General features: G+C 70.9%; 24 protein-coding genes and 1 tRNA gene. 6 read left to right on the top strand and 19 right to left on the bottom strand.

Annotated elements, in window-relative coordinates; genetic code table 11:
• Positions 1 to 28: 28 nt before the first annotated feature.
• Positions 29 to 844 carry an exodeoxyribonuclease III gene (locus IE140_RS18005; RefSeq protein WP_150193334.1) on the bottom strand — a complete coding sequence of 272 codons (816 nt, stop codon included), beginning with the start codon at positions 842 to 844 and terminating at the stop codon, positions 29 to 31.
• Between the two features lie 50 nt (positions 845 to 894).
• Here IE140_RS18005 and IE140_RS18010 point away from each other — a divergent pair, with 50 nt between their 5' ends.
• Positions 895 to 1,383: a GNAT family N-acetyltransferase gene (locus tag IE140_RS18010; protein WP_150193333.1), complete on the top strand. Its 489-nt coding sequence runs from the start codon at positions 895 to 897 to the stop codon at positions 1,381 to 1,383.
• Between the two features lie 73 nt (positions 1,384 to 1,456).
• On the opposite strand, the gene IE140_RS18015 is transcribed toward IE140_RS18010, so the two are convergent.
• Positions 1,457 to 1,918 carry a GNAT family N-acetyltransferase gene (locus tag IE140_RS18015; protein ID WP_176741647.1) on the bottom strand — a complete coding sequence of 154 codons (462 nt, stop codon included), beginning with the start codon at positions 1,916 to 1,918 and terminating at the stop codon, positions 1,457 to 1,459.
• A 44-nt stretch (positions 1,919 to 1,962) separates the two neighbouring features.
• Positions 1,963 to 3,495: a sigma-70 family RNA polymerase sigma factor gene (locus IE140_RS18020; protein ID WP_189460533.1), complete on the bottom strand. Its 1,533-nt coding sequence runs from the start codon at positions 3,493 to 3,495 to the stop codon at positions 1,963 to 1,965.
• Between the two features lie 141 nt (positions 3,496 to 3,636).
• On the opposite strand from IE140_RS18020, the gene IE140_RS18025 reads away from it, so the two are divergent.
• A complete protein-coding gene (locus IE140_RS18025) occupies positions 3,637 to 4,770 on the top strand; it encodes a helix-turn-helix domain-containing protein (protein WP_150193331.1) in 1,134 nt (377 codons plus the stop codon).
• 57 nt (positions 4,771 to 4,827) lie between these two features.
• On the opposite strand, the gene IE140_RS18030 is transcribed toward IE140_RS18025, so the two are convergent.
• Complete coding sequence (locus IE140_RS18030; RefSeq protein WP_150193330.1) at positions 4,828 to 6,048, bottom strand: S1 family peptidase; 1,221 nt, start codon at positions 6,046 to 6,048, stop codon at positions 4,828 to 4,830.
• Between the two features lie 328 nt (positions 6,049 to 6,376).
• Here IE140_RS18030 and IE140_RS18035 point away from each other — a divergent pair, with 328 nt between their 5' ends.
• Together IE140_RS18035 and IE140_RS18040 are read left to right on the top strand one after the other, a co-directional pair.
• A complete protein-coding gene (locus IE140_RS18035) occupies positions 6,377 to 6,730 on the top strand; it encodes a hypothetical protein (RefSeq protein WP_229826839.1) in 354 nt (117 codons plus the stop codon).
• Positions 6,731 to 6,830: 100 nt separating this feature from the next.
• Positions 6,831 to 8,198, top strand: a complete 1,368-nt coding sequence (locus IE140_RS18040) for a hypothetical protein (protein ID WP_229826840.1) — start codon at positions 6,831 to 6,833, stop codon at positions 8,196 to 8,198.
• Between the two features lie 50 nt (positions 8,199 to 8,248).
• Here the strand turns inward: IE140_RS18040 and IE140_RS18045 are convergent, their stop codons facing one another.
• The 6 genes from IE140_RS18045 to IE140_RS18070 form a co-directional block, all read right to left on the bottom strand.
• Positions 8,249 to 8,938, bottom strand: coding sequence for a contact-dependent growth inhibition system immunity protein (locus IE140_RS18045; RefSeq protein ID WP_088575577.1), 690 nt, complete (start codon positions 8,936 to 8,938; stop codon positions 8,249 to 8,251).
• A gap of 12 nt (positions 8,939 to 8,950) precedes the next feature.
• Positions 8,951 to 9,256 carry an RNase A-like domain-containing protein gene (locus tag IE140_RS18050; RefSeq protein ID WP_150193329.1) on the bottom strand — a complete coding sequence of 102 codons (306 nt, stop codon included), beginning with the start codon at positions 9,254 to 9,256 and terminating at the stop codon, positions 8,951 to 8,953.
• Positions 9,257 to 9,286: 30 nt separating this feature from the next.
• The gene (locus IE140_RS18055) at positions 9,287 to 9,958 is read right to left on the bottom strand and encodes a hypothetical protein (protein WP_088575579.1); all 672 of its coding nucleotides are present in this window, start codon (positions 9,956 to 9,958) and stop codon (positions 9,287 to 9,289) included.
• Between the two features lie 32 nt (positions 9,959 to 9,990).
• On the bottom strand, positions 9,991 to 11,316 hold the full coding sequence (locus tag IE140_RS36060) for an RNase A-like domain-containing protein (protein ID WP_229826841.1): 1,326 nt from the start codon (positions 11,314 to 11,316) through the stop codon (positions 9,991 to 9,993).
• Between the two features lie 273 nt (positions 11,317 to 11,589).
• On the bottom strand, positions 11,590 to 11,892 hold the full coding sequence (locus IE140_RS18065; RefSeq protein WP_088575580.1) for a WXG100 family type VII secretion target: 303 nt from the start codon (positions 11,890 to 11,892) through the stop codon (positions 11,590 to 11,592).
• A gap of 15 nt (positions 11,893 to 11,907) precedes the next feature.
• Positions 11,908 to 12,309 (bottom strand): WXG100 family type VII secretion target, encoded by a 402-nt coding sequence (locus IE140_RS18070; protein ID WP_088575611.1) that lies wholly within the window; start codon positions 12,307 to 12,309, stop codon positions 11,908 to 11,910.
• A 1,027-nt stretch (positions 12,310 to 13,336) separates the two neighbouring features.
• Here IE140_RS18070 and IE140_RS18075 point away from each other — a divergent pair.
• Positions 13,337 to 14,680: a lipase family protein gene (locus IE140_RS18075; RefSeq protein WP_150193328.1), complete on the top strand. Its 1,344-nt coding sequence runs from the start codon at positions 13,337 to 13,339 to the stop codon at positions 14,678 to 14,680.
• Between the two features lie 74 nt (positions 14,681 to 14,754).
• On the opposite strand, the gene rocD is transcribed toward IE140_RS18075, so the two are convergent.
• The 3 genes from rocD to IE140_RS18090 all read right to left on the bottom strand — a co-directional run bounded on the left by rocD (position 14,755) and on the right by IE140_RS18090 (position 17,496).
• The gene (gene rocD / locus IE140_RS18080) at positions 14,755 to 15,993 is read right to left on the bottom strand and encodes an ornithine--oxo-acid transaminase (RefSeq protein WP_150193327.1); all 1,239 of its coding nucleotides are present in this window, start codon (positions 15,991 to 15,993) and stop codon (positions 14,755 to 14,757) included.
• Positions 15,993 to 16,793 carry a dimethylargininase gene (gene ddaH, locus IE140_RS18085; protein WP_150193355.1) on the bottom strand — a complete coding sequence of 267 codons (801 nt, stop codon included), beginning with the start codon at positions 16,791 to 16,793 and terminating at the stop codon, positions 15,993 to 15,995. Before ddaH ends, rocD begins: the two co-directional genes overlap by 1 nt.
• Before the next feature lie 172 nt (positions 16,794 to 16,965).
• Positions 16,966 to 17,496: an Lrp/AsnC family transcriptional regulator gene (locus IE140_RS18090; protein ID WP_088575588.1), complete on the bottom strand. Its 531-nt coding sequence runs from the start codon at positions 17,494 to 17,496 to the stop codon at positions 16,966 to 16,968.
• A gap of 261 nt (positions 17,497 to 17,757) precedes the next feature.
• On the opposite strand from IE140_RS18090, the gene IE140_RS18095 reads away from it, so the two are divergent.
• Entirely contained in the window at positions 17,758 to 18,825 is a 1,068-nt protein-coding gene (locus IE140_RS18095) for a M23 family metallopeptidase (RefSeq protein WP_150193326.1), read from the top strand.
• A gap of 25 nt (positions 18,826 to 18,850) precedes the next feature.
• Here the strand turns inward: IE140_RS18095 and IE140_RS18100 are convergent, their stop codons facing one another.
• The 6 genes from IE140_RS18100 to moaC all read right to left on the bottom strand — a co-directional run bounded on the left by IE140_RS18100 (position 18,851) and on the right by moaC (position 24,881).
• Positions 18,851 to 21,199 carry a SpoIIE family protein phosphatase gene (locus tag IE140_RS18100; RefSeq protein WP_150193325.1) on the bottom strand — a complete coding sequence of 783 codons (2,349 nt, stop codon included), beginning with the start codon at positions 21,197 to 21,199 and terminating at the stop codon, positions 18,851 to 18,853.
• A 427-nt stretch (positions 21,200 to 21,626) separates the two neighbouring features.
• A tRNA-Ala gene (locus IE140_RS18105) sits at positions 21,627 to 21,700 on the bottom strand.
• Between the two features lie 107 nt (positions 21,701 to 21,807).
• Positions 21,808 to 23,034 carry a divisome protein SepX/GlpR gene (gene sepX, locus IE140_RS18110; RefSeq protein ID WP_150193324.1) on the bottom strand — a complete coding sequence of 409 codons (1,227 nt, stop codon included), beginning with the start codon at positions 23,032 to 23,034 and terminating at the stop codon, positions 21,808 to 21,810.
• 157 nt (positions 23,035 to 23,191) lie between these two features.
• Positions 23,192 to 23,821: a GNAT family N-acetyltransferase gene (locus tag IE140_RS18115; protein ID WP_100561871.1), complete on the bottom strand. Its 630-nt coding sequence runs from the start codon at positions 23,819 to 23,821 to the stop codon at positions 23,192 to 23,194.
• A gap of 17 nt (positions 23,822 to 23,838) precedes the next feature.
• A complete protein-coding gene (locus IE140_RS18120) occupies positions 23,839 to 24,375 on the bottom strand; it encodes a MogA/MoaB family molybdenum cofactor biosynthesis protein (protein ID WP_176741648.1) in 537 nt (178 codons plus the stop codon).
• Positions 24,372 to 24,881, bottom strand: a complete 510-nt coding sequence (moaC, locus tag IE140_RS18125; protein ID WP_032766875.1) for a cyclic pyranopterin monophosphate synthase MoaC — start codon at positions 24,879 to 24,881, stop codon at positions 24,372 to 24,374. The genes IE140_RS18120 and moaC overlap by 4 nt, the downstream gene beginning before the upstream one ends.
• Between the last annotated feature and the right edge of the window lie 35 nt (positions 24,882 to 24,916).

A 24,916-nucleotide genomic window follows, 5' to 3' on the forward strand; every position in this document is an offset into this window, starting at 1 on the left:
AGACGACCGCGACGACCGGAAGCGAGGGCTACCGCTCGTAGACGACGGTCACCGGCGCGTGGTCGCTCCAGCGCTCGGCGTGCGTGGCCGCCCGCTCGACCCAGGCCTTCACCGCGCGCCCGGCCAGCCCCGGGGTGGCCATCTGGTAGTCGATGCGCCAGCCGCTGTCGTTGTCGAACGCCCGGCCCCGGTAGGACCACCAGCTGTACGGCCCCTCGACATCCGGGTGCAGCGACCGCACGACGTCCACGTACGCGGCCTCGTCCAGGACCCGGGTCAGCCAGGTGCGCTCCTCGGGGAGGAAGCCGGAGCTCTTGCGGTTGGCCTTCCAGTTCTTCAGGTCGGCCTCCTGGTGCGCGATGTTCCAGTCGCCGCAGACCACGACCTCGCGGCCGTCCGCCGCCGCCCGCGCCTTCAGCCCCTGGAGGTAGGGCAGGAAGGCCGCCATGAAGCGCTCCTTCTCGTCCTGCCGCTCGGTGCCGACCTCGCCGGAGGGCAGATACAGGCTCGCGACCGTGACCCCGGGGAGGTCGATCTCCGCATACCGGCCGCTCGCGTCGAACTCCTCCGCCCCGGGGACCCCGTGGCCGCCGAAGCCGATCTGGATCCGCTCGGGGGTGTGCCGCGAGTAGACCGAGACACCCGCGCGCCCCTTGGCGGCAGCGGGGGCGTGGACGGTGTGCCACCCCTCGGGAGCACCCACCCCCTCGGGCAGCTGGGCGAGCTCGGCCCGCACTTCCTGGAGGCAGACCACATCGGCTTCGGTCGCCGCCAGCCACTCGACGAAGCCCTTCTTGGCGGCGGCCCGGAGCCCATTAACATTCACAGTGGTAACGGTCAGCATCCCCGAACAGTACCTACTCCACCCCACCGCACAGATATACGATATTCAGCATGCTTATTCACCCTCGGCCCTTCGACCACCCTGACGCCGTCAAACTCAACGACCAGGTGCAGCTCGAATACGCCGAGCGCTACGGCGACGGGGGCGATGTCACACCGCTCGACCCGTCGATGTTCGTCCCGCCGCACGGTCTGTATCTGCTCGCCTACGACGAGCAGGAGCGCCCGGTGGCGACCGGCGGCTGGCGTACCCAGAACCTCAACGCCGACGGCTACGAGGACGGCGACGCCGAGATCAAGCGGATGTTCGTGATCCCCGAGGGCCGGGGCCGGGGTCTGGCCCGCCGGATGCTCACCGCCCTGGAGGAGGACGCCCGCGCCGCGGGCCGGACCAGGATGGTCCTGGAGACCGGCGACCAGCAGCCCGAGGCCGTCGCGCTGTACACCTCGTGCGGTTACACCGTCTGCGACGTGAAGTTCGGCCACTACCGGACGTACGACAGCAGCATCTGCATGGCGAAGCCGCTGCGGCAGCCGTAGCGGCCCGGCCGGCCATCAGGACCGGGCGGCCGGACCAGGGCAGCCCGTCACGCGCTCCGGAACGGCCGGCCGGTCACGCGCCCTCGCCGAGCACCAGGAGCACATGCTCGTTCTCCCCGTGGCGCACCGTGCCCGTCGCCGTGAACCCGCACTTCTCCAGCAGGCGCACCGAGCCCGTGTTTCCGACCACCGGGTCCGCGTACAGCGGGCGGGCCGTCTCCCGCTCCAGGAACGCGGTCAGCGCCCGCGTGCCGATGCCCCGGCCCCAGTACGCACGACCCAGCCAGTAGCCGATGAAGCGCCGGTCCTCCTCCCACCAGGCCACGAAATTCCCCGCGGTCTCCCCGTCCACGACGACCGTCTGCACGAAGTTGGCGGGATCCCCCAGCACCCGCGTCCTCCAGTGCGTCATGAACGCCTCCCTCTCCCGGGGAGCGAACCGCGACCGCCGGGCCGCCTCCGGATCGTGCTCGTACGCGAGGAAGAGCTCCAGGTCCTCGGGCACGACATCCCTGAGCTGCACGCTGTTCTCCATGCCGACCGAGTCTGGCACCCGCCACTGACACTCGGCCCGGCCGCTCAGCTCGGGGTGGCCAGCACCTGGGTCCAGTACGGGCCGCGCGGGGAGTCGGCGATGCCCACGCCGACGTGGACGAAGTCGCAGTTGAATATGTCGTCGTCGCGGCCGGGGCTGTTGCGCCACTCCTCGACGACCGCGGCCGGATCGCTCATGCCGGTCGCGATGGTCTCCCCCACGGCCGACCACGCGTAGCCGGTGGCGCCGACCCGGTCGCCCGGGCCCCGGCCCGAGGAGTCGGTGTGGTCGAAGTAGTTCCGCGCGGCCATGTCCTCGGAGTGCCGCTGGGCGACCTCGGTCAGCCGGGGGTCGGTCTCCAGCTCCGGGCAGCCGTTCGCGGCGCGCAGGGTGTTGACCCGGGTGACCACGCGGGCGTCCGGACCGGGGCGCGGCTTCGGCGCGGGCGAGGCGGAGGGCGACGGGGAGACGGTGGGCGGCCGGGTGGCGGCGGTCCGGCTCGGGGTGGGGGTGGGCGGGACCGTGGAGGGGCTGGGGCTCGGCTCGGCGGAGGCGGAGGCGGAAGCGGGCGGGGGTGCGGGCGCGGGGCTGTGGGTGACGCCGCCGCCCCGGGACTCGGGCTCGGCCGGTGCGGAGGGCCAGATCAGTACGGCGAGGGCGGTCACGGCGGCCGCCCCGGCTATGAGCCCGGCGGCCTTCCCGGCCGAGAAGGCGGCCGGGGCGGAGTGGGCCGCACCGGACGCGGCCGGAGCGGCGGCGGTGGCGGACGCGGTGGCCGGGGCGGCCGACGAGGCGACGGCCACCGCCACCTGCTGCCCGCTGTCGTAGAGCGGCACCACGAGCGCGAGCCCGGACAGCAGGCCCTCCGGCGGGACCAGCCCCGCACTGCCGTCGGAGCAGGAGGCGCAGCCCCGTACATGGCGGGCGATCCGCTTGCGCCACAGCGGCGTCGGCGTACCGTCCCAGTCGCCCAGCAGGTCCTCCAGGGCCGGGCAGCGGGGGTCGGAGGCCAGAGCCCGGACGACGGTGCGGCCGACGTCGAGCTGGTTCTTCACCCGCTGGACGCGTACGGCGGCGTGCTGCGGGGAGAGGCCCAGCGCCTCGGCCAGCTCGGACCGGGTGAGGTCGCCGGTCGTCTCCAGCCACCACAGGGACAGCACATCGCGCTCGGCGTCGTCCAGCCAGCGGGTCGCCTCGGCGGTCTCGCGCCGCTGCCCGGAGAGTTCCAGGCGCAGGATCGTCAGGTCGACGAAGTCGGCGGCGGGGTCGGCGGGGTCGCTGGTCTCCTCCAGCGGGGCGGGGCGGTGGCCGAGGTTGGACCAGCGGCTGCGGACCTGGTTCATGGCGATGGCGACGAGCCAGGAGCGGAAGCGGGCCGGATCGCGCAGGGCGGGCAGGCCGGAGAGCGCCCGGAGCATGGTCTCCTGCACCACGTCGTCCACGTCCGGATGGCCGTTGAGGGCGCGCCCGACGACGTTGTAGACCAGGGGGAGGTACTGGGCGGCCAGCCGCTCCCCGGCGGCCCGGTCGCCGTTCCTCGCCGCGATGACCAGAGCGGTGCTGTCCACGCCGTTCACGCCCTTCGTTCGGGTTCGCCACCGGAATGTGGGCCAGGTCACCCCTGGGGGTTTTGTTATCCGCCCCCCGTCCGGTGGTCAACCAGTATGCGGGGGCCGGCAGGCAGTCCCGCCGAGAGAGTGCCGGGAGCGGGGAGAGACATGTCGAGCGACACGCAGACCGACGAGGCGCACGCCACCGGTCCGGGCTCCACCGGAGCGCAGGCCAAGGATCCTCGGGCCACGGAGGCGCGAGCCACCCCGGCACCGCACGCCGAAGCCCACGCCACCCCGGCACCGCACGCCGAAGCCCACGCCACCGCCGCGCGGACGGGCGAGGCTCTCACCACCTCGGCCCTGCACGCGGCGGCGACCGGCGCCGACACCTTCCCCGGGGTCCTGCGGGAGGCGCTGAACCGCCGCGGGCTCTCCCTGGAGCGGGTGAGCGAACGGCTCAGGGTGCGCGGCATCACCATCAGCCAGGCCACCCTGAGCAGCTGGCAGCGCGGCCGCAGCCAGCCCGAACGGGCCCGCTCCCTCCAGGCGGTGGACGTGCTGGAGGAGATCCTGGAGCTGCCCGCCGGGTCGCTGCGTTCGCTGCTCGGCCCGCGCCGCCCGCGCGGCCGGACCACCCCGCCCGACGCGGAGGGGGCGGCGCTGCAGATCCTCGGCGAGGACTCGGTGGTGGAGAAGGCGCTCGGCGCCCGCTTCCGCCACTTCAACCAGGAGACCAGCTCGCTGATGGTCCACGACATCGTCAGGGTCGGTGAGACCGGCACGCTGAGCGGCATCTCCACCACGAACGTGCTGCGGGCCAAGCGGGCCGGGGCGGACCGGGCGATCTTCGTCCTCAGCTTCGACGACGAGGCGGCCGAACCGGTCGACATCAGGGTCACCTGCGGCCGCCTGGCGGAGGCCACCTACCTGAAGGGGCTCAAATCCCTGGTGCTGGAAATCCACTTCGGGCGGGAGCTGGCCAAGCTGGACACCACGGTGGTGAGTTACGCGGTCGAGGTGAGCCCGTCCGAGACCCCGGCCACGCACTACGAACGCTGGTCGCGGACGAACCTCCACGAATACCTCCAGCAGGTCTTCTTCCACCCCGCCGCCCTGCCCGCGGACTGCCACCGCTACGTCCGGGAGAAGGTCGGCGACCCGCCCCGCGGCCGCCGTCGCATCCCGCTGAGCGACGCGCACGACGTCCATGTGCTCACCTCCCGGTGCAAGCCGGGCGTCCACGGGGTGGCGTGGGAGTACGGAACGGGACCAAGTGGAACGGGAGACCGCCCAGGATGAGTGGACGGTCTCCCGCGTCTGGGGGGTGGCCTTCGTTCGGTCGGTGTCTGTCGTGGACTACTTCGTGTTGAGCGTCAGCCCGTAGTACGCGAGGGCGTCGTCGAGCGGCTGGAAATAGGAGGAGCCGGGCGAGTTGACCTGGCCGTTGCAGCGCTGGTTGCTCGGACCTCCGGACGTCATGCCCAGAGCCTGGTTGCCGGAGACGTACGCGCCGCCGCTGTCGCCGCCCTGGGTGCAGACGCTGGAGCTGGCCAGGCCGGTCACCACGGTGTCCGGGCCGCCGTTCTGGTCGGTGTAGGTGACGCTGACGTTGTACGAACCGACCTTGCCGCAGGTCCACTGGGTGGTCTGGCCGGACTTGCAGAGCGCCGCGCCGGAGGGGGCCCGCTTGCTGCCCTTGACCGGGACGGTGCCGGCCCTGCCGTACGTGGTGATGTCGAGGCCGATGGAGTTGCCGGCGTCGACGGCCGCGATGCCCATGTCGACGCTGCGGGTGCCGAGCGCGAACCGGGTGTGGGTGCCCTTGGCGAACCGGGTGCCGTTGTAGGCCAGTGCGGGCAGGTCCTCGATGCAGTGCCCGGCGGTCACGAGCACCTGCTTGCCGTTACGGTCCTTGGCGCCGTAACCGACGGAGCAGAGGTAGCCGTTGAAGGTCATCCGGCTGCCGGGCGGAACGACGGCCTGGGTCTCCAGCTTCTCCTGGCCCTTGACCACGCGCACGGCGTCGCCGTTGCTCTGCGCGGCCTTGAGGAAGCTGCGGGTGGCGGCGTCGGTGTCGCCGTTGACCTCGACGGTCACGGTGTCCGACGCGAGGTCGACGGACCAGGCGGAGACCCCGGCCGGGGCGCTCTTGAGGGCCTTGGCGTCGAGCTGGGCCTTGATGCGGTCGAGTTCGCTCTCGCCGCGCTCGGGCACCCGGGCCTTGAGACCCGCGGCCCGGACGTCCTTCGCCGCCTCGGCGTCGGCGGCGTTGACGACGAGCGAACCGTCCTTGGTGAAGAAGGCCCCGAGCGTGTCGACCCGGTCCTTCCGCAGGTCCGCGAACCGGTCCTGCTGATCGGCCTCGCGGTCCAGCCGCTCGACGGCGGCCTTCTCGCTGACGCCCAGGGTCACGGCGAGCGCCTTGACCATCTCCGGCTGGTAGGCCGGCGCCGCCGCGGGCGCCGAGGGCTCCTCCGTCGTACCGGCGTAGGCCCCTGTGGCGACTCCGGCCGACAGAAGGGCGCCGATCGAGGCGGCCACGATGTATCTGCGCGCGTTCTTCTTTCCGTGCTTCACGCGATTCCTTCCGCTACGCAGGCGAGCGTCCAGACAATGGGGGGGGTGGCCACACCGCGCCTGGGGAAGCGCGATGTGTTCCATGGACACTGCCCGGCGGCGATGACATGTTCCTGTCGCCGCGCCTCGAACTCTGGCGCAGCCGGAACTGCCGCGACAAGAAGTGGCGGTGGGGCTCTTTTCTACAGAACTGGCCGAGAACTGTAGAGAGAACGACGGAAAGCGCTGGTGCGGACCTTTGCGCCGGGTCGAATGCCCGCCCCGTAGTCCACCCCCAGCACCATTCCCCAGCAGTAGAGTTGACTTCCGAATGAGGGGGGACACCGGCATGAACAGAGGCCGAAGAGCCGTACTGATGTGGACGGGCCTGGCGGTCGCCGTGCTCGCGGGAGTGCTGTCCTTCCTCACCTGGGACCGCGCCGACCAGGTGGCCGGAGTGGTCTCCGCCGTGGTGGGCGTGGCCGCCCTGGGAGTCGGCGTGTACGGGGCGCTCGGCCCGGCCCGGGGCCCCGACGTGCAGGTCTCGGGCACGGGGAGGGCGGTGTCCCGCGGCGGCGGCGAGGCCAACACCGGCTTCGTCGCTCCCGCCTCCACCACCGCGCCCGGCTCGGTGTCCGTCAGCGACACCGGCGACGCGGAGGCCGACGGGGGCAGCGCGAACAGCGGATTCCGGCAGGGGTAGCGGAGCTGTGGCCGGCGGCAGGATCGGGGCGAAGGGTACGGGCGACGCGTCGGCACAAGGGGACGCGGCTCTCTCGAACACCGGGGTCATCAACGGCCCGGTGACCCTTTCCTCTCCGGCACGACGACCCGCCGTATCGGGCTATCTACTCCAGGTCGAGAGGGTGGCGGCGGCCGACTTCCGGGGACGTGAGGCCGAGCTTTCGGAACTGGCCTCCTTCAGCACGGAGGAACGGCCGCAGGAAGCGGCGGGAAAGGACTACTGGCGCTGGCTGGCCCCCGCCTGGGCCGGAAAGTCCGCTCTGCTGGCGGAGTTCGTCCTGAATCCGCCGTCCGGGATCGACGTCGTCGCGTTCTTCATCACCTCCCGTATGGCGGGCCAGAACGACGCCGCCGCGTTCTGCGAGGTCGTCCAGCGACAGCTGTACGCCCTGTTGCGGGAGGAGGAGCCGCTGAGCACGCCCGCCACGCGGGACGAACAGCTGCGGCTCGCCCTGGACCGTGCGGCGGAGCGCTGCGCGACGGAGGGCCGACAGCTCGTCCTGGTGGTGGACGGGCTGGACGAGGACCACGGGGTCACCGCCGGTCCCGACTGCCACAGCATCGCCGCGCTGCTGCCCCGTACGCCCCCGCACGGCATGCGGATCATCGTGGCCGGACGCCCGCACCCGCCCGTCCCGGACGACGTGCCCGGCGACCATCCGCTGCGGACGACGGAGATCAGCCACTGGCTGGCACCCTCCCCGTACGCCCAGGCGGTCCGCTGGGAAGCGGAGCAGAACCTGCTGCGCCTGCTCGACGGCGGCGGACTGGGGCGTGAACTGGTCGGCCTGACGGTGGCGGCGGGCGGTGGTCTCAGTGCGAGGGACATCGCCGAACTGACCGGCAGCCGTCCCCGCCTCGTGGAGCGCGAACTGTCGGCGGTGACCGGTCGCAGCTTCCGCCGCCGCTCCGTGCACTGGGCGTCCCACGGCCCGGAGGTCTACCTCCTGGCCCACGAGGAGATCCAGCGCAGCGCGGCGGAACTCATCACGGACACCGAGCTGGCGGACTGCCGCACGCGGCTGCACGCGTGGGCCCAGACGTACCGGACCGCCGGCTGGCCCGCCACGACGCCCGAGTACCTGCTGCGCGGTTACGCCCAGCTCCTGCGCGAACTGGGCGACACAAGGCGGCTGGTGGATCTGGTGTGCGACGCCGCACGGCACGAGCGGCTGTGGCAGGTCACCGGCGCGGACCTGGAGGCGCTCAGCGAACTGTCCACCTCGCTGGACCAGTTGCTGGCACACGGCCGGCAGAGCGGCGATCTGGACGTCTCGGCCGCTCTGCGTCTGGCGGCCGCCCGCGACGGGCTGCACGAACGGACCAGGGCCCTGCCGCCCGATCTCATCGGCCTGTGGGCCCGGCTCGGGCACACCGGGCGGGCCATCAGCCTGGCGGAATCGCAACAGAGTCGTACCACCGGGTGAGCGCCCTGACCGCCGTCGCCACCTGAGCACTAGGCGCGGCGACCGCGCGGTCAGCCGGCGGCGGGGCCGGTCCCGTAGTCCGCCCTGAATCCGCTCAGGCCGTCCGCGAGGTGGGCCAGCCACCCACTCGGAGAGTATGGCTGGGGAGGGTCGACCTCCATTCCCAGCTCGGCCATCGCGAGGCCGTAGTCGGACTCTTCCAGACCGAGAGCGAGAAGCTCGCGAAGCTCACCCGCGAGGCGGGCGACCAACTGCGGGTCCGTGGTCGCGGTGTAGTCGCGCACGGCCGCGTCAGGATCCGGAAACTCGTCCGGCATGTCCTGCGAGAACCAGCCACCGAGGAACTGGCCGAGCTCGGGGAAGCGGGCATGCCACTCCCAGTGGGTGCGAGGGCTCGCCGGGGGCGGCACCTCGCCCTCCTCGATCGACCGCTTCAGATGGTCCGCCACCACGAACAGCCAGTCCTGGATCGCCGGCCGGGGCAGGCCGACATCCGGCACGGGGTAGAACTCACCGAGGCTCAGACGCAGGCGGCCCGGCGGGGTGCGAGCGTAGTCGCGGATCTGCCGTTCGGCCGTGGCCAGGGCGTCGGGGCGGGTGTGCCAGGTGTGGCGGAGGTAGGCCTGGAGGGCCTCGCTCGGCCTCTCCGGCTCGTCATCGGCCGACATTCCGGTGTACGCCCTGACTACCTGGTCCAACTCACCGTAGCGGCGGTCGAATTCGAGCGGCTTCATGGACACGGCGTAAGACCTCTACAGATAGATCGGGACGGTGGTGAGAACGACAAAGCCGTGCCGGCTCGCGGGCTCACGCCTGAGGACGACCCGTGCCGCGCGCACCTCGACGGGCTCACGCCCGGCGAGCATCATCGCCTGCAGCAGGACGCGGCCGACAGGAGCCTCACGGGTGGGCCAGGCGGCCTCGATGGTGAGACGGGCACGGGTGCCCTGCGCGAGCCAGCGATGAATCCTCTGCTCGTTGGAGGTCACCACCTGCTGGGTGGCCCATTGGGCGGTTTCCCGGTCGGGGTAGGTGGCCGAGCGATTCCTAACGGTCATGCGGAGAACTTCCTGTGGGCTGTGCGTGGTTCAGGAACCTGCATGCTCGGTCCGCATATGGTCGTCGATTCCCTGGATGACTTCGCTCAGCGCCTCGTGCGAAACCCACGGAATCCAACGCGTCACATTGGCGGACAGCACCGCAGGCTGCGGAAATGTCACGAGCACCGATTGGGCGTCGGCGGCCAACCGGGAGAAACTCTCGCCACAGAACGGATGCTCCGCGTCGATGAAAGCCGCCATCGAATCGCGCAGCGACGGATAATCGCCTTCGTAGATCCAGTTGGCACCGAAACCGAAAAGCTCCGGAAAGCGCACCGCCGCCTCCCAGTCCGCCAGCGGCAGGTCGGCGAATCCGACTTCCGGCTCCTGTTCGACCGCCCGGAGCAGCCCGGACAGCGTGCGCAGGTAGTCGTCTCCCGGAACACCGCCGCGCGCCTCGTCCAGCCGTTGGGTGAACGTACACGGGAAGAATGCCGGGCCTTCCGACCGCACCAGGTCGGCCGTGTGGTCGAGCAGGGCGGCAACGGACACGACGGGAAACAGCCAGCGTGTCGTGTCGGCGGCCCCCATCGTGCGGACGAAACGCCTGAGCTCGTCGTCCAGGCCGAGGGCGCCCTGCGACCGCTGGGCGCGCAGCGCTGTCTCGACCACGCGTCTGACCGGCCCGTCGTTGAAGAGGGCACCGGTGTGCGAGATCACGTCGCGATCATCTCCATGACAGGTCCGGGGGCTCAAGGGGAAACGGGGTACGACGTGATCACCACGAAAGGAGGGTCCATACCCTTCTGGTACTTCAGGGCGACCTGCGCGGAGCGCACCTCGCTCGCGGTCGCCCCCATTCCGTGCGCATCATAGTCGGCGCGCTCGACGGTGCGCCCAGTGGCGTCAGGGAAGGTCAGAGTCAGCGGCGGGGATATCTTGGAGCTGTTCGGGTCCCACGCGGGGTTGTTCCTTTCCCGCTGCTGCACCCGCTCGATCCACTTCTCGATCCGGTCCGCATTGTCGATGTCGTCGAGCGCAGCCTGGGTGTACCGCTGCGCGGATGCGAGATCCTTGTACGAAGAAGCCGACGGTGCGTTGTTCTGGTCGCGCAGGCGCTGGGTCAGCTGTTCGTCGGTGAGCCCGATGTGCTTGTCCACACCGTGACTGTTCCCGATCCCTTCCTGACTCGCGAGGTCGAGCGGAAAGAAATGGTCCTTCGGGTCCTCGCCCGGAACCAGGTATTGGTGTTCCTTTTTGAAGTCGTTCAGTGCCCTCGCACCGAACGCCTCGGCCCGCGCCTCCTCCGCGTGAAAGGAGGGCGCGCTCCGATGCGCCTCGTCCAGGGGTGCCATGAGTGCGTCCAGTTTCGGCACCAGCGCGTTGACGCGGGAGTTGTACTCGGTGACGATCGCGTTCAGTTTCGCGGTGTCGATGTTGAGGACGATGCCCGCACCGAGCTGGGCGGCGCCCTTCGCGGCGCCCTTCGCCAAACCCTTGACGAGCCCCTTGACGTCGTCCATACCGATGCCGTCCTTGAGGTCCACATCGACCTTGGGCACGGCGTCCTTGACGGCCTCCCAGTACACGTCCCAGACCTCGCCGTTGACGTACACGGCCGCCTCGGCGAACTGGTACAGCAGATCGCTGACCTTCTGGGCGGTGTCGAACAGCACCGTCATCACCGGATGCGTGGCTGTGGGCGAGGAGGCCGAGTCATGCTTCCACTGGTAGCCCGCGGTGCTCGCGCCCCACGCCGTCGTGCCCCACAGCGAGCTGCAGAACTGACGCATGGCATCGTGCCATTCGCTGTTGCTCTGCTGCGTGATGCTGCTGACATTGCCCGTCAAGGCACTCTCGGTCATGGAAAGCGTCATGGTCATCGCCATCCACGCCTTGGAGAGCGAGTTGAGATGGTGCTGATGCGGGTACGGGTAGACCTCGGCGACCTTGCCCATCCGGAAGGCGTGCTTCACGATCGGCCTCAGCACCTCGCGGATCGGCTCCGGAACCCATTCGAGCAGTGAACGGATCATGCCGTCGCCGCCGTCGTCGTCCCCCCACTTCAGGTTCGGCACGGATGCTGACAACACTCCTCGCCCACACGTCGAGAAACCGGTTGCCCACCTTCACGTACGAGGCAGCGAAGGCCTGGGGGGCCGTACCGTAGCCGCCGGCGTCCGGGTACTGCCTCAGCTTGTCCAGGAGGCCCTTGGCGCCTCTGTCCATGGGCGTCTGCTGCATCGCCACGCCGCTCGAGACCCGGAACAGGTCAGCCGGTTTGACGTCAATGGTTCCGTTCTGCCCGGGAGTCTGCGGGGTCGAAGGCGAGCCGGAGCCCGGTCCCGCCATCAGCCGACACCCCAGCCCCGCAGCACCGCCCGGTGTGCTGCGGCGTAGTTGACGTGCCCCTTGGTGACGACCTCGTGCAGCCACTTCTGTGCCGCCCGCAGGTCCTGAGCGGAATGGTCCCACTTGTCGAGCTCGTCGACGAAGGCCTCGCGGGCCTCGCCCTCCCAAGTGAGAACGACCTTCTCCGCCCGGCCGTACAAGAGGTCCAGCTGCTCGTTGAGCTTCTTGAGAATGTCCTCGAGTTCGCCGGTCAGACTCCGCAGCGTCGCGAAGTCGACCGTTATGTGGTCGTCGTCCGCCATCCTTTTCCCCCTTGCTCACAGATCGTCGAGTCTGCTCCGCGGCTCCTCGGCGGCCGGATTCGGCGTCGAGAGCTCCGCGGCTTCGGCCTTCACATCCGTCTCGACCTGGACCTGCCGCAGCCGTTCCATGATGTCGAGTTCCTGCTCCGAGAACCCGTCCCTGCTCAGCCGCACGCCCTGTTCGAGACGCTGAAGGACCATGCGGATGCGCACAGCGTCCTCGGCGGCACCCCGGTGCAGAGCTCGATACGCCTTGGCCGCGGGTCCACGCCAGCCCGCCTCGATGCTGTCGACAACGGCATCCATGCGCTTGATCTGCTTGTCGAGATGAGTCTGCATCGCGTCGAGGTCATCGGCGAGGACGGTCAGCCGATCGCTTTTGACCCGTAGTCTGCTCTGTCCGCCTTCATCACTCACGGATGTCCCCCGGTCCGTGGTGGTCAACAGTGTTGCTTCCGCAGCCACTTCCGTTGTACGTGGCACCTTATCAACGCCGTTTCCCAATGCGGCGGCCCGGATCCTGCACAGGAAGGGTGCCGTAACGGCCAGAGGAACTTGTCCTTCTTCACGAAGTGCCGGGCACCACCGGCCACGCAAGAGCCACACCGCAGCAGCACACGTCGCGGGATCGGGGGTGCGGTGCCCTGTGGGACGATCACCCGACGCCGCACCGCGCCGCCGTCCGGAGAGCGGACAGACCACAGTTCGGGCCCTAGTCCCGCATGCTCTTCTCACTCTTCTTGGTAAGCGTTGCGTTGACCACCGACTCGTCACGCTCCGGGCCCTTGGCGTACGCACAGCCGGTCCCGGTGATGCAGTCCTCCTTTCACTCACCCCCGGCGACGCAGAACGTCGCGCCCTTCGCCGTGAACTCGGCGACAGATCCGGACTCGTCGCATGTGACGCTGCCGACAGACTCCCCCTGGGCCGTACGGATGAGGTAGTCCGCATGAGGGACAGCACCACGTCATCCATGGCAGTCCAGCTGGCCTTGAGCGGCACGCTCCTATTCGCGCAGTCGACGATGGCCGTACCGGTCACGGCACCGTCCGAGACCTGCCCCTGCCTGTGCATTTCCTGACCGAAGGCCATGTTGTCGATGGACCCGTTCGTGTCGCTGGTGGCGGCGAAACCCACCCCATCCGCGTGCAGCCCTCCTCCGCCTGATCAGTCGATTGCCCGTAAGGCGACGGGATCAACGACCGGACCTGACAGAAGAAGCTTCGGTGGACGACAGGGTCGGCGGCCTGCCGCTTCGATGCCGATCTCACACGCACTCGGCAACTTCGGTCGCGCCCGCTCCACCCGCGCGGCCGAGAAGCATGCGCACGCATCTGTACGCCGCACCGTTACCCCCAGTAAGTTACCTCGCGGTAAGGGCTATGCCGCCCTGCCCACCAGCTAGTGCCGCCTCGTTCACCCAGATTCGGATACCGGGGGAATCATGAACCGGAGCACCGCCGGCCTGCTGGCCGTCGCCGTCGTCACCGCTCTCACCGTCGGCGCGGCGCCGACGGCCTGGGCCACGCCCGCCGCAGCCGAGCAGACCGGCAGCAGGGCGTCCGACCCGTTCTACCGGTACGACGGCAGCGAGCCGCTCTCCTCGTACGCGCCGGGCGACGTACTGAAGAAGCGCACGCTGGACTATCACATCCTCGGCATCCCGACACCGGTCAAGGCCGTCCAGCTGCTCTACCGCACGACCGACGCCCAGGGCCGGCCGTCGGCCAACGTGACCACGGTAGTCCGCAGTCACCTCGGGGACGGCAGCAAGGCCGTTTCCTACCAGTCGTTCTACGACTCCCTCGACCCCGAGGACGGCCCCTCCCGGGCCATCGCCGGGAAAGTCACCCTCGGCGGAATCATCGCCAACGTCGAATCCATCGTCATGGCACCGCTGTTGCTCAAGGGCTACGACCTCGTCATCCCCGACACCGAGGGCCAGACCGCCGAGTTCGCGGCCGGTCCGGCGTACGGGACGAACACCCTCGACTCGATCCGGGCGAGCACCCGGGCCGGGGGAACGGGGCTGCACGGCGGGACCAGGTTCGGTCTGCTCGGCTACTCCGGCGGGGCCATTGCCACCAACTGGGCGGCGGCCCTGGCCCCCGCGTACGCGCCCGAGGTCAACAAGCAGCTGGTCGGCTTCGCCGAAGCGGGGCTGCTCGTCGCCCCCGCGCACAACCTGAAGTACGTCGACGGCTCCCTGGTGTGGAACGGCGTGATGCCGATGGCGGTCATCGGTGTGTCCCGCGCCTACGGCATCGACATCAAGCGCTACCTGAGCCCGAAGGGCGTCGCGGTCTTCGACGAGCTCGAACACGGCTCGATCGTCGACGCCCTGGGCCGCTACCCGGCGATGACCTGGAAGGACCTGGCGAAGCCGGAGTACAAGGACCCCAACTCCATTCCCGCCTTCGTCGACGCGGTCAACAAGGTCAACCTCGGTGAGGCGGCCACCCCGACCGTCCCCGGTTTCATCGGGCAGGGAAACGCGGGCGTGCTGGAGGGAACGTTCAACAGGCCGCCGGGCATCGGCACGGGCGACGGCGTGATGGTCGCCGGTGATGTGCGGGCGCTGGCCAACCAGTACTGCGCCACCGGCAACAAGTCGGTCAAGTACGAGCAGTACGACCTGCTCAGCCACTTCGGCGCCATGCCGTACTGGACCCCGCGCGCGATGTCCTGGCTCGACGACCGGTTCGCGGGCAAGGCCGCCCCCACCAGTTGCGGCCGCATCCCCGCGGGCAACTCGCTGGCGCCGGAGAAGCCCGCCGTCACGAACTGACCGGCTCGTACGGCAACGGTGCGGTCCGGTGTACGTCACCGGGACCGCACCGCTGCCCCCGGCGCGGCGCGCCGTTACGCCAGCACCTTCGCCAACGCCGTGAGCGCCGACCCGAGTTCCTCCTCGGTGATGGTCAGCGGAGGCGCCAGCCGTACCGTCGAGCCGTGGGTGTCCTTGACCAGCACCCCTTCGGCGAGGAGCCGCTCGCTGATCTCCCTGCCCGTGCCGATCGCGGGGTCGATGTCCACGCCCGCCCACAGTCCGCGGGCCCGGAAGCCCGTGACACCCGCGCCGACGAGGGCGGCCAGACCGCGGTCCAGCACCTCGCCCAGCTCGGCTGCGCGCCGCTGGAACTCGCCGGTGGCCAGCAGGTCGAGGACGGCCGAACCGATCGCCGCCGACAGCGGGTTACCGCCGAACGTCGAGCCGTGTTCACCGGGCCCGAGCACGGAGAGCACCTCGCGGCGGGCGACCACGGCGGAGACCGGGACGATGCCACCGCCCAGGGCCTTGCCCAGGAGCAGCATGTCCGGGACCACGCCTTCGTGGTCGACGGCCAGCGTGCGGCCCGTGCGCCCCAGGCCCGACTGGATCTCGTCGGCGATGAACAGGCACCCCGCCCGCCGGGTCAGTTCACGGACCCCGGTGAGGTAGCCGTCATCGGGGATGACGACGCCGGCCTCGCCCTGGACGGGCTCGATCAGCACGGCCGCCGTCGTCTCGTCCATGGCGGATTCCAGGGCGGCGAGGTCGTTGTACGGGACGACCCGGAAGCCCGGGGTGAAGGGCCCGAAGCCGGCGCGGGCCGTCCCGTCCGTCGAGAAGCTCACGATCGTCGTGGTCCGGCCGTGGAAGTTGCCGTCGGCGACGACGATCGTCGCCCGGTCCGGCGCGACGCCCTTGACCTCGTACGCCCACTTGCGGGCGACCTTGACCGCGCTCTCCACGGCCTCGGCGCCGGTGTTCATCGGCAGCACCATGTCGAGGCCGGTCAGCGCGGCCAGGCGCTCGGCGAAACCCGCCAGCCGGTCGTGGTGGAAGGCGCGTGAGGTGAGGGTGAGTTCGTCGAGCTGGCGGTGCGCGGCCTCGATGAGGGCGGGGTGGCGGTGCCCGAAGTTGAGGGCGGAGTAGCCCGCCAGCATGTCGAGGTAGCGACGGCCCTCGACGTCCTCGACCCAGGTGCCTTCCGCGCGGGCGACGACCACGGGCAGCGGGTGGTAGTTGTGGGCGAGCACCGGGGCCTCGGCCCGGATCAGCTGCTCCGACGAGCGCGTCTCGGGGGCGGCGGAGGGAGGGGTGACGGTGTCGGTCATCAGCGGATCTCCTGGGTGCAGCACTTGATGCCCCCGCCGGCCTTGTGGAACTCCGAAAGGTCGACGGGAACGGGGACATAGCCACGGTGGGCGAGGTCGTCGATCAGGCCCTGGGCCTGCGGTGCGACGAAGACGTGACGGCCGTCGGAGAGAGAGTTGAGGCCGAACGCCAGGGCGTCCTCCTCCGTGGCGATCACCGCGTCCGGGTAGAGATACCGCAGGACCTCACGGCTGCCCGCCGAGAACGCCGCCGGGTAGTAGGCGATGTTCCCCGCGTCCGTCCCGCCACCCCCGTCCGGCTCCCCGCCGAGGTCGAACAGAGCCGTGTCCAGGTGGTAGAAGCGCGGATCCACCAGGTCGAGGCCGATCACGGGCCTGCCGAAGAACTCCTGCACCTCGCGGTGCGCGGAGCTGTGCGTACGGAAGCCCGTTCCCGCCAGTACGTACCGTCCGGCCGGGACGAGGTCCCCCTCGCCCTCGCAGACCGACCGGGAGGGGTGCACGTCGTACCCGGCCTCCTTGAACCACTGCGCGTACGCCGCCGCCTCCGGCTGCCGCTCGGGCGCGTGGAAGGACGAGCCGAAGACCCTGCCGTCCATGACGAGGGCCGCGTTCGCCGCGAACACCATGTCGGGCAGGCCGGCGACCGGGGCGATCGTCTCGACGGTGTGGCCATGACCCCGATACGCCTCGACCAGGGTCAGCCACTGGTCACGGGCGAGCGGGAGATCGACCGGTGTGCCGGTGTCCATCCACGGATTGATGGCGTAGGCCACCTCGAAATAGCGGGGCTCGCACATCAGATAGCGCCTGAGGCTCGGGCCATGGCCCAGCGGGCCACGTTCTGCGGGCACGGCGTTCCTCCGCCTTCTCCGGTGACGATGGGATGCCCTCACCGTAGAAAGCGGTCTGCGCGCCCGACAAGAACGAAAAGCTGCACACATACGCAGGATTGCTGCGCAGATGCATCACTCAGAGCAGGTTCAGTGCGTCACTACGGCCACCCGGGCTCTCCCCGGCGTCCGGCGCGGGCTCGCTGACTCCCGCCTCCGGGCTGTCCGGCAGCAGGTGGGACAGCACCATGTAGCTGATCGTCTTGCGGATGAAAGGCTCACTGCGGATCCGCTCCAGCACCTCCTCGAAGTGCTCCACATCGGTGGCCCTGATGTGGAACAGGGCGTCGGCGGCCCCGGTCACCGTCATCGCCGCCACGATCTCCGGGTACTTGCGCGCCACCTCCGACAGCCGCCGGGGCGGCGCCGCGCCGTCGCAGTACACCTCGATGTACGCCTCGGTGCGCCAGCCGAGCGAGGCCGGCCGGACGGTCGCCCGGAACCCCGTGATCACCCCCGTGGCACGCAGCCGGTCGACCCGTCGCTTGACCGCGGTGGCCGACAGCCCGATGGCCGTGCCGATCTCGGCGAAGCTCGCCCGGGCGTTCGCGATCAGGGTCGCGACGATCTTCCGGTCGAGCTCGTCGAACGGCGTGGGCTTCGCGGTCATGGCGGGTGGCCTTCCCCTCGTGCCGCCCCGGGCAGGGGCCGCCTTCCGGCCCATCCTGCCGGGGAACCCCGACAGGCGAGCGCGGCGGCCCGGATCCGTCGCCATTGGGCCGACAAATGACGGCACTCCTGCCTGGTTGACGCGCGTTGACAAGGGACAGCACACTCGGTCAGGTCCATGACAACTAACAATCCGGCCGACTGCCGAATGACCGACGACAGGGGATGTCCCGTGCTGCCGAGACCGAGTGTGTCCGCGTACATGAGAACCGCCGTCACCGCCCTCTCTGCCACCGCCCTCGCCGTCACCGGGCTGCTCGCCGCCGCACCCGCCGCCCCGGCGGACTCCTCGGCCGGCGCCGGGCACCCGTCCGCCGGGGTGACCGTCAAGATGCCGGCCTCCGTCGCCGACCGTCTCGGCGCCGAACGCGAGGCGCTGGTGGACGCCGTCTCCGCGGACGTCCTCTCGCGGTCCCACGACGCCAGAGGTCTCGCCCCGAGTGCCGCCGTCCGCGAACTCGCCGACGAGGGCCGCAAGGTGGTCGTCGACGTCCGCGACGTCGCGGGCGACTGGGCCCGTGGCGTCGCCTACGTCGAGGCGTCGCGCGCGCGGCACGGTGCGCCGGAGGGCTGGCTCTACATCGCCCACCGCGAGGACGGGCGATGGGTCCCGGGTCTTGAGGGCGACCGTGAGTTCGCCGACCACGTGGCCGACTCCCCGCTGGTCGGCGCGGCGGAGCGGCGGACGATGACGGCCTACGCCGAACGCGAGGTGACCCCGGACGCGCAGGCCTCGCCGGCCGGAGCCCTGGCCAACACCAACGGGCTGCTGCTGCCCTGGATGCCCGATTACTACATGACTCTGACCGGCGGCGCCCACGCACACGACGGTGCGACCGGCTACTGGAGCTCCCTCGACTTCGCCGGCGGCAACGCCAGTGGTCTGGTGCGCTCGTCGCGTGAGGGTACGGCCACCTCGATGTGCGGCGCGGGCGGCGGCTGGACCCGGGTGATCCACCCCGGCGGCTTCTCCACGGACTACTACCACCTGCACAACACGACCTACTACAACGGGACATCGATCGCGCGCAGCGCCCTGCTCGGCAGCATCGGCACCGACACCTGCGCCGGCGGTTCCGCGACCGGCGCCCACGTGCACTGGGCCCTGCGCACGTACGACGCCAACTACAACGGCCAGTACACCTGGCTGAACGGCCGCACGATCGGCGGCTGGGCGTGGTGGAACGGATCCCTCCAGTACTCCGGCTGCGGCACCCGTCTCGGCGTCACGGCCTGCCCCGGTACGGCGATCTACAACCGCACCGGCTGACGCCCGGGGCACCGCTCGCGGGACGTCACGGGCCCGGTGGCAGCGCCTGCTCCGTCCAGATGGTCTTGCCGGAGCGCGTGTACCGGCTTCCCCACCGGTCGGTGAGCTGCGCGATCAGGAACAGGCCGCGACCGCCTTCCTCGGTCTCCCGGGCCCGGCGCATCCTCGGCTGTGTGTTGCTGACGTCGGAGACCTCGCAGATCAGGGAGGACGCGCGGATCAGCCGCAGCCCGATAGGTCCGCCCGCGTAGCGGACGGAGTTGGTGACCAGTTCGCTGGTCACCAACTCCGTGGTGAAGGCCAGCTCGTCCAGGCCCCACAGCGACAGCTGGCCCAGCACGAGCGCGCGTGCGTCGGACACCACCGACGGGTCCGCCGCCAGGGTCCAGGAGACGTGGTCCTGCGGGGCCATCCCGCGGACCGCCGCGAGCAGAAGCGTCACGTCGTCCGCCAGCGGGCGGGGTACCAGTTCCCCGACCACCTCGGGACCGATCTCCTCCAGGGGCCGGCCGGACACGAGCGCCGCCGACAGCGCGTGCCGGAGGGCCGCCATCCCCTCGTCGGGATCGGGATGGCCGCGCGTGATGAGGCCGTCCGTGCAGAGCGCGAGGACGCTGTCGTCCGCCGCCTCGAACGCGACGGGCTCGAACGGCAGGCCACCGACCCCGAGCGGCGGACCGGGGCTGAGGTCGACGTGCGCGGCGTTGCCGCCCGGAGCCACCAGGGCGGGCGGAGGGTGCCCCGCGCTGGCCGCCAGGCACTGCCGGGTGACGGGGTCGTACGTCATGTACAGGCAGGTCGCACCGAACGACCCGAAGGACGCCTCGGCGTCTTCGGTGTCGATCGCGAGCTCGGACACCAGGTCGTCGAGGTGCGTCAGCAGTTCGTCGGGTTCGAGGTCGAGGTCCGCCAGAGTCCGCACAGCGGTCCGCAGGCGCGCCATCGTCGCCGTGGCCCCCAGGCCGTGCCCCACCACGTCGCCGACGACCAGCGCGACCCGGGCGGAGGACAACGGGATGACGTCGAACCAGTCGCCGCTGGCCCCCGTCGCCGTATCCGTCGGGAGGTAGACGCTCGCCGTGTGCGCCGTGGCCGTGTCGGTCGTCGGGGACGGCAGCAGGCTGCGCTGCAGCCCGACCGCGGCGTTCCGCTCGCGGGCGTAGCGGCGTGCGTTGTCCACGACGAGGGCGGCTCGCGAGGCTATCTCCGCCAGCAGGTCGAGGTCGTCGCCGGTGAAGGGCTGCCGGTCGCGGCCTCGGCCGACCCGGATACGGCCGAGGAGCGATCCCCGTGCTCGCAGCCACGTGCTCATCCCGTGTGCCCTGCCGAGCGCGTCGGCCGGCTCGGCGCCCTCCTCCGCGCTGACCGACCACATACGGTCGGACAGCGTCCCGCCGGTGTTCACATCGAGCACCGTGCCGGTAACGAAGCCACCGGGGGCGGCGCCGGCCACCGCCGTGCAGCGCAGCAGGTGGTCGCCGTGGTCCTCGGGAGCGGGTTCGTCGTAGGTGAAGACCGCCTCGGCCACGTCGACAACCGCCACGTCGGCGAGCGCGGGTACGAGTACGTCCGCCAAGCCCCGGGCGCTCTCCGCGGCGGAGAGGGTCGTGCTGAGCACCGTGGTCGCGCGGTGCAGGACGTCGAGCCGGAAACGTGAGAGCTTCTGGTCCGTCACATCGACGAACAGCCCCGTGACGCCGATGACGTGGCCGTTCGCCCCCTGGAGGCGGAACGCCGATAGGGACATCGTCCGTCCCGCTCCCGGTTCGACCTGTGTGTGGGCCTTGACCTCGAACCCAACCAGGGGGGTTCCCGTCGTCAGGACGTTCCGCAGGCGGTTGTCGATCACCCGGGCGTCCGCCTCCTGGAGGAAGTCGCCCAGCCGGGCCCCGTACAGCTCGTCCGGGACCCCCAGGTAGGGAAGCAGGTGGGTGTTCGTCCGTACCAGCCGCAGCTCGTTGTCGAACACCGCGAGGCCGATGCGGTCCTGCAGGAACAGTTCCCGCAGGAACGCGTGGCCCTGGCGCCGCTGTGCGACCAGGACCTGCGGGGCGGCGAGCACAAGGAACTCCTCCGCCCGGCCGGCCGCCCCTTCGCCGGTCAGGGGCAGCACGCGGAACTCCACCTCACCCCCGAGGCGCGGGGCCAGCACCGCCCGGCCCTCCCACACCGGCCCGTCGCGCTGTTCCAGGACCGTCGGCCAGCTCTCGGGCACCGCCAGGAGGTCCTGGAGCCGCCTGCCGTGCAGCTCCGCCGCCGAGAGCCCGAGGAGGGACTCCGCGGCCGGCGTGCACCGCAGGATCGTGCCTCTCTCGTCCACCACGAGCCCCGCCGAATGCCCCACGTCGAGAGGGTCGTCGCTCCCGGGTGCCATCGGACTCCCCTCTCCGTTCGATCCTGGGCGGCCAGGGCCGCCGTCCACTCCAACTCTGCCCGTGTGTCCGTCGCCCGGCACGCCGTACTCCCCCGATCGGCCAAAAGCGTCCGCCAGGCGTACCCGCAGGCATCGAAGCTCACGTGCCACCGTGTCGAGCATCAGGTCGTGGCTGGTGATCGGGATGAGCCCGTCCTCGGAGACGAGCGTCTCCGGAGGGATCGCGAACCGCCCCGGAAACTCCACGGGGTCGCCGCCGGGCTCTTCGACGATTCGCGCGAACCCGCGCAGGCCGGCCCCCCGGATCATCTGCCGGTGTTCGGCACATACCCGTACCAAGCCCGAGAACCACGAAATCCCGCCCAGTTGAAGTAACTGGACGGGATTTCGTCAACCGGTCCCGAGCTGACTCGTGATCGGTTCGCTGTGGACCTGTGGGGATTTGAACCCCAGACCCCCTCGATGCGAACGAGGTGCGCTACCAGACTGCGCCACAGGCCCTTGCGACGTGTGAAACTCTAGCACCCTCACAGGGGTGCTTGGAAATCCGTTCCTCCGCTGGTCAGCGGTGTCGGGTTTCCCGGTGCCCCCGGGCGTCCCCGGGGGCCTCACTCATTGGCCGCACGCGGCCGGTCCTCGTCGTCGTACTGGTCGAAGAGCGGGGTCCGGCCCCGGTCGCGGCTGCGGCGGGACTGGTTCGTGCGCTGACGCGGGGCCGGGTCGACCGTCGGGGCCGTCGGGTGCGACGTGCCCGTCTGGGTGGGCTCGGCGGTGCTGGAGCGGGCCGCGCTCCAGGTCTCCGGGTCGCCGACCTCCACACCGCCCGTGGCCCGGGGGGCGACGGGCGCGGTGACGTAGGTGGGCAGCGGTACGGGAACGGGCTCCCAGCTGTCGCCCTGGACCCGGCCGCGTTCGCGCTGCTGGTCCACCCACTCCGCGTGGTCCGTCTGCTCGACCAGCGCGCGGCGGCCGGCCTCCTGAGGGGAGACCGTGGGGGTGGGCTCCGGCTCCGCGTGATGCGCTTCGGAGTCGTCGTCCGGCTCGGCGGAGTCGGGGGCCGGGGGCTGGTTCCGGCGTGGGCGGTTCTCGCGCAGCCGCTGGGCCGCGTCCTCGGCCCGGCGGCGGTCCATCGTGAAGGCGAACCGCCGGCGCTCCTGCGCGCGCAGATGCACGATGTACGTGCTCAGCAGCACGGCCGGAACCGCGGGGGCCCAGAGGAAGCCGAGGCCGCCGACCGCAGCGACGATCGCGCCGAGGGTGAAGGCCAGGAAGAGGACGACGGTGGTCCGCCTGCGCCGCGCCAGGACCTGGGAGCGCCGGGCGCGCCGGGCCCGCTCGGCGTCGGCCGCATCGGAGCGCGGGCGTCGCCGGTCGGGGGGCACGTGCTCCGAGGGGCGCTCGCCGGACCGGCGTTCGTGCGCCGGGCGGTCCGGGTGCTGACGGTCCGGGGGCTGCTGGTCCGGGCGCCGGTCGTGCGCCGGGCGGTCGGATGCCTGGTGGCCCGGGGCGCGCTCGGGCGCGTACGCCGGGTCGCCCAGCCGGGCTTCCGTGTGCGCCGGAGGCGCGGCAAAGGCCCGGACGTCCACGGACTCCATACGGTCCGTTTCCCGGTCCGGGTCGACCTCGGGCCCCGCCTCCTCGGCGGTGCGCTCCCGCAGCTCCTTGGCGTAACGGCGCTCCATCGCCGCCCGGCCGGACAGCAGCCGGATGGCGGTGCTGAAGCGTTCCGTCGGACGGGCCTCGTTGAGCTCGTCCTGCCTGCGGAGCCACATCGGCACCAAGTAGGCGGCCCAGGCCCCGACGATGACTGCGTAGATGAGGCCGCTGCTGCTCACGCTCACACCGTAGAGGGGTTTGCGCGCAAGGATCCGCCAATTGGCCCGGTGTGTCGCACGATCCGGCTGATATCACGGACTTTTTTTGTGATTGTTCGGATCAACAGATGCCGATAACCCTATCCATTGCGGTCATCCGGCGATCAAATTCGAACACTTATTTTATTTCCCCGGCCGTCCCGGGGCCTCCCGGCGTCATGGGCCGTGACCGGCGCCAGCGCCGGAGCATCCCCTCGGGCACTTCCTCGGCGGTGAGGGCGAAGATCAGGTGGTCGCGCCAGGCGCCGTCGATGTGGAGATAGCGCGGGCGTACGCCCTCCGAGCGGAATCCGAGTTTCTCCACCACCCGGCGGCTGGGTGCGTTCTCCGGGCGAATGCAGACCTCGATCCGGTGCAGACCCACCGTGCGGAAGCAGTGGTCCACCGCGAGCGCCACCGCCGTCGGCATGACACCGCGCCCGGCGACGCTCCGGTCGACCCAGTAGCCGATATGACCGGAGCACATCGAGCCCCAGGTGATCCCGGCGACCGTGAGCTGGCCGACCAGCCGGCCCTCGTACTCGATGGCGAACGGCAGCATCCGCCCCGCGTTCGCCTCGGCACGCAGGTGGCGGACCATCTGCCGGTACGTGGGGCGCTGCGCGATCGGGCCGCCGGGGGCGGGCGGCGGGACGGTGGCCTCCCAGGGGCGCAGCCAGTCGCGGTTTCGCCGGTTGACCTCACGCCAGACCCGCTGGTCACGCATCTTTATCGGACGCAGGACGATCTCGCCGTCGGTCAGCGTCACCGGCCAGGTCGCGATGTTCAGCTCGGGCTCCCCGGTCGGGGGTGGTCGCCGCCGCGGAGCTGGTCGACGGCGTGGACCAGGAGCCGGCCGAGGACGGCGAGTCCGTCCTTCACCCCGCCGGTGGAGCCGGGGAGGTTGACGATCAGGGTGCGCGAAGCGACGCCCGCGAGGCCACGGGAGAGGGCGGCGGTCGGGACCTTGGCGAGGCCCTCGGCCCGGATCGCCTCCGGAATGCCGGGGATCTCGTGGTCGAGGACCCGGCGGGTCGCCTCGGGGGTGGCGTCGGTGGGAGAGATGCCCGTACCGCCGGTGGTGACGATCACGTCGTACCCGGCGGCGACACCCGCGCGCAGGGCCGCCTCGACCGGGTCGCCGTCGGGGACGACCTGCGGGCCGTCGACCGTGAACCCCAGGCCGGTCAGCGCCTCGGCGATGAGCGGGCCGCCCTTGTCCGCGTACACACCGGCGGAGGCCCGGTTGGAAGCGGTGACGACGAGGGCGGCGTACGGGGAGGGGGCCTCCGGCGCCACTCCGGTGGGCTCGGGCGGCGTCACGCGTCCGGTCCCGCCGGTTCCGCCGACGCGGTGCGCCGGTAGTCGCCGGACTTGCCGCCCGACTTCGCCTCGACCCGTACGTCGGTGATGACCGCGCTCTTGTCGACCGCCTTGATCATGTCGACGACGGTCAGGGCCGCCACCGACACCGCCGTCAGGGCCTCCATCTCGACGCCCGTGCGGTCCGTCGTCTTCACGGTGGCCGTGATCTCCACCGCGTCGTCGGCCACGCTCAGGTCGACCTTCACGCCGGAGACGGCCAGCGGGTGGCAGAGCGGGATCAGGTCCGGGGTGCGCTTGGCCCCCATGATCCCGGCGATCCGGGCGGTCGCGAGGGCGTCGCCCTTGGGCACTCCCTCGCCGCGCAGCAGCTCGATCACGCGCGGCGCGACGAGCACCCGGCCGGATGCGCGGGCGACGCGGGTGGTGACGTCCTTCGCCGACACGTCGACCATGCGGGCCGCGCCCGCCTCGTCGATGTGCGTCAGCCTGTTCTGCGTACTCAACTCACTCCGCCTAGCGGTAGGGGCACCGATGGGCC

The sequence above is a fragment of the Streptomyces parvus genome (assembly GCF_014648875.1).
Taxonomy (GTDB): domain Bacteria; phylum Actinomycetota; class Actinomycetes; order Streptomycetales; family Streptomycetaceae; genus Streptomyces; species Streptomyces parvus.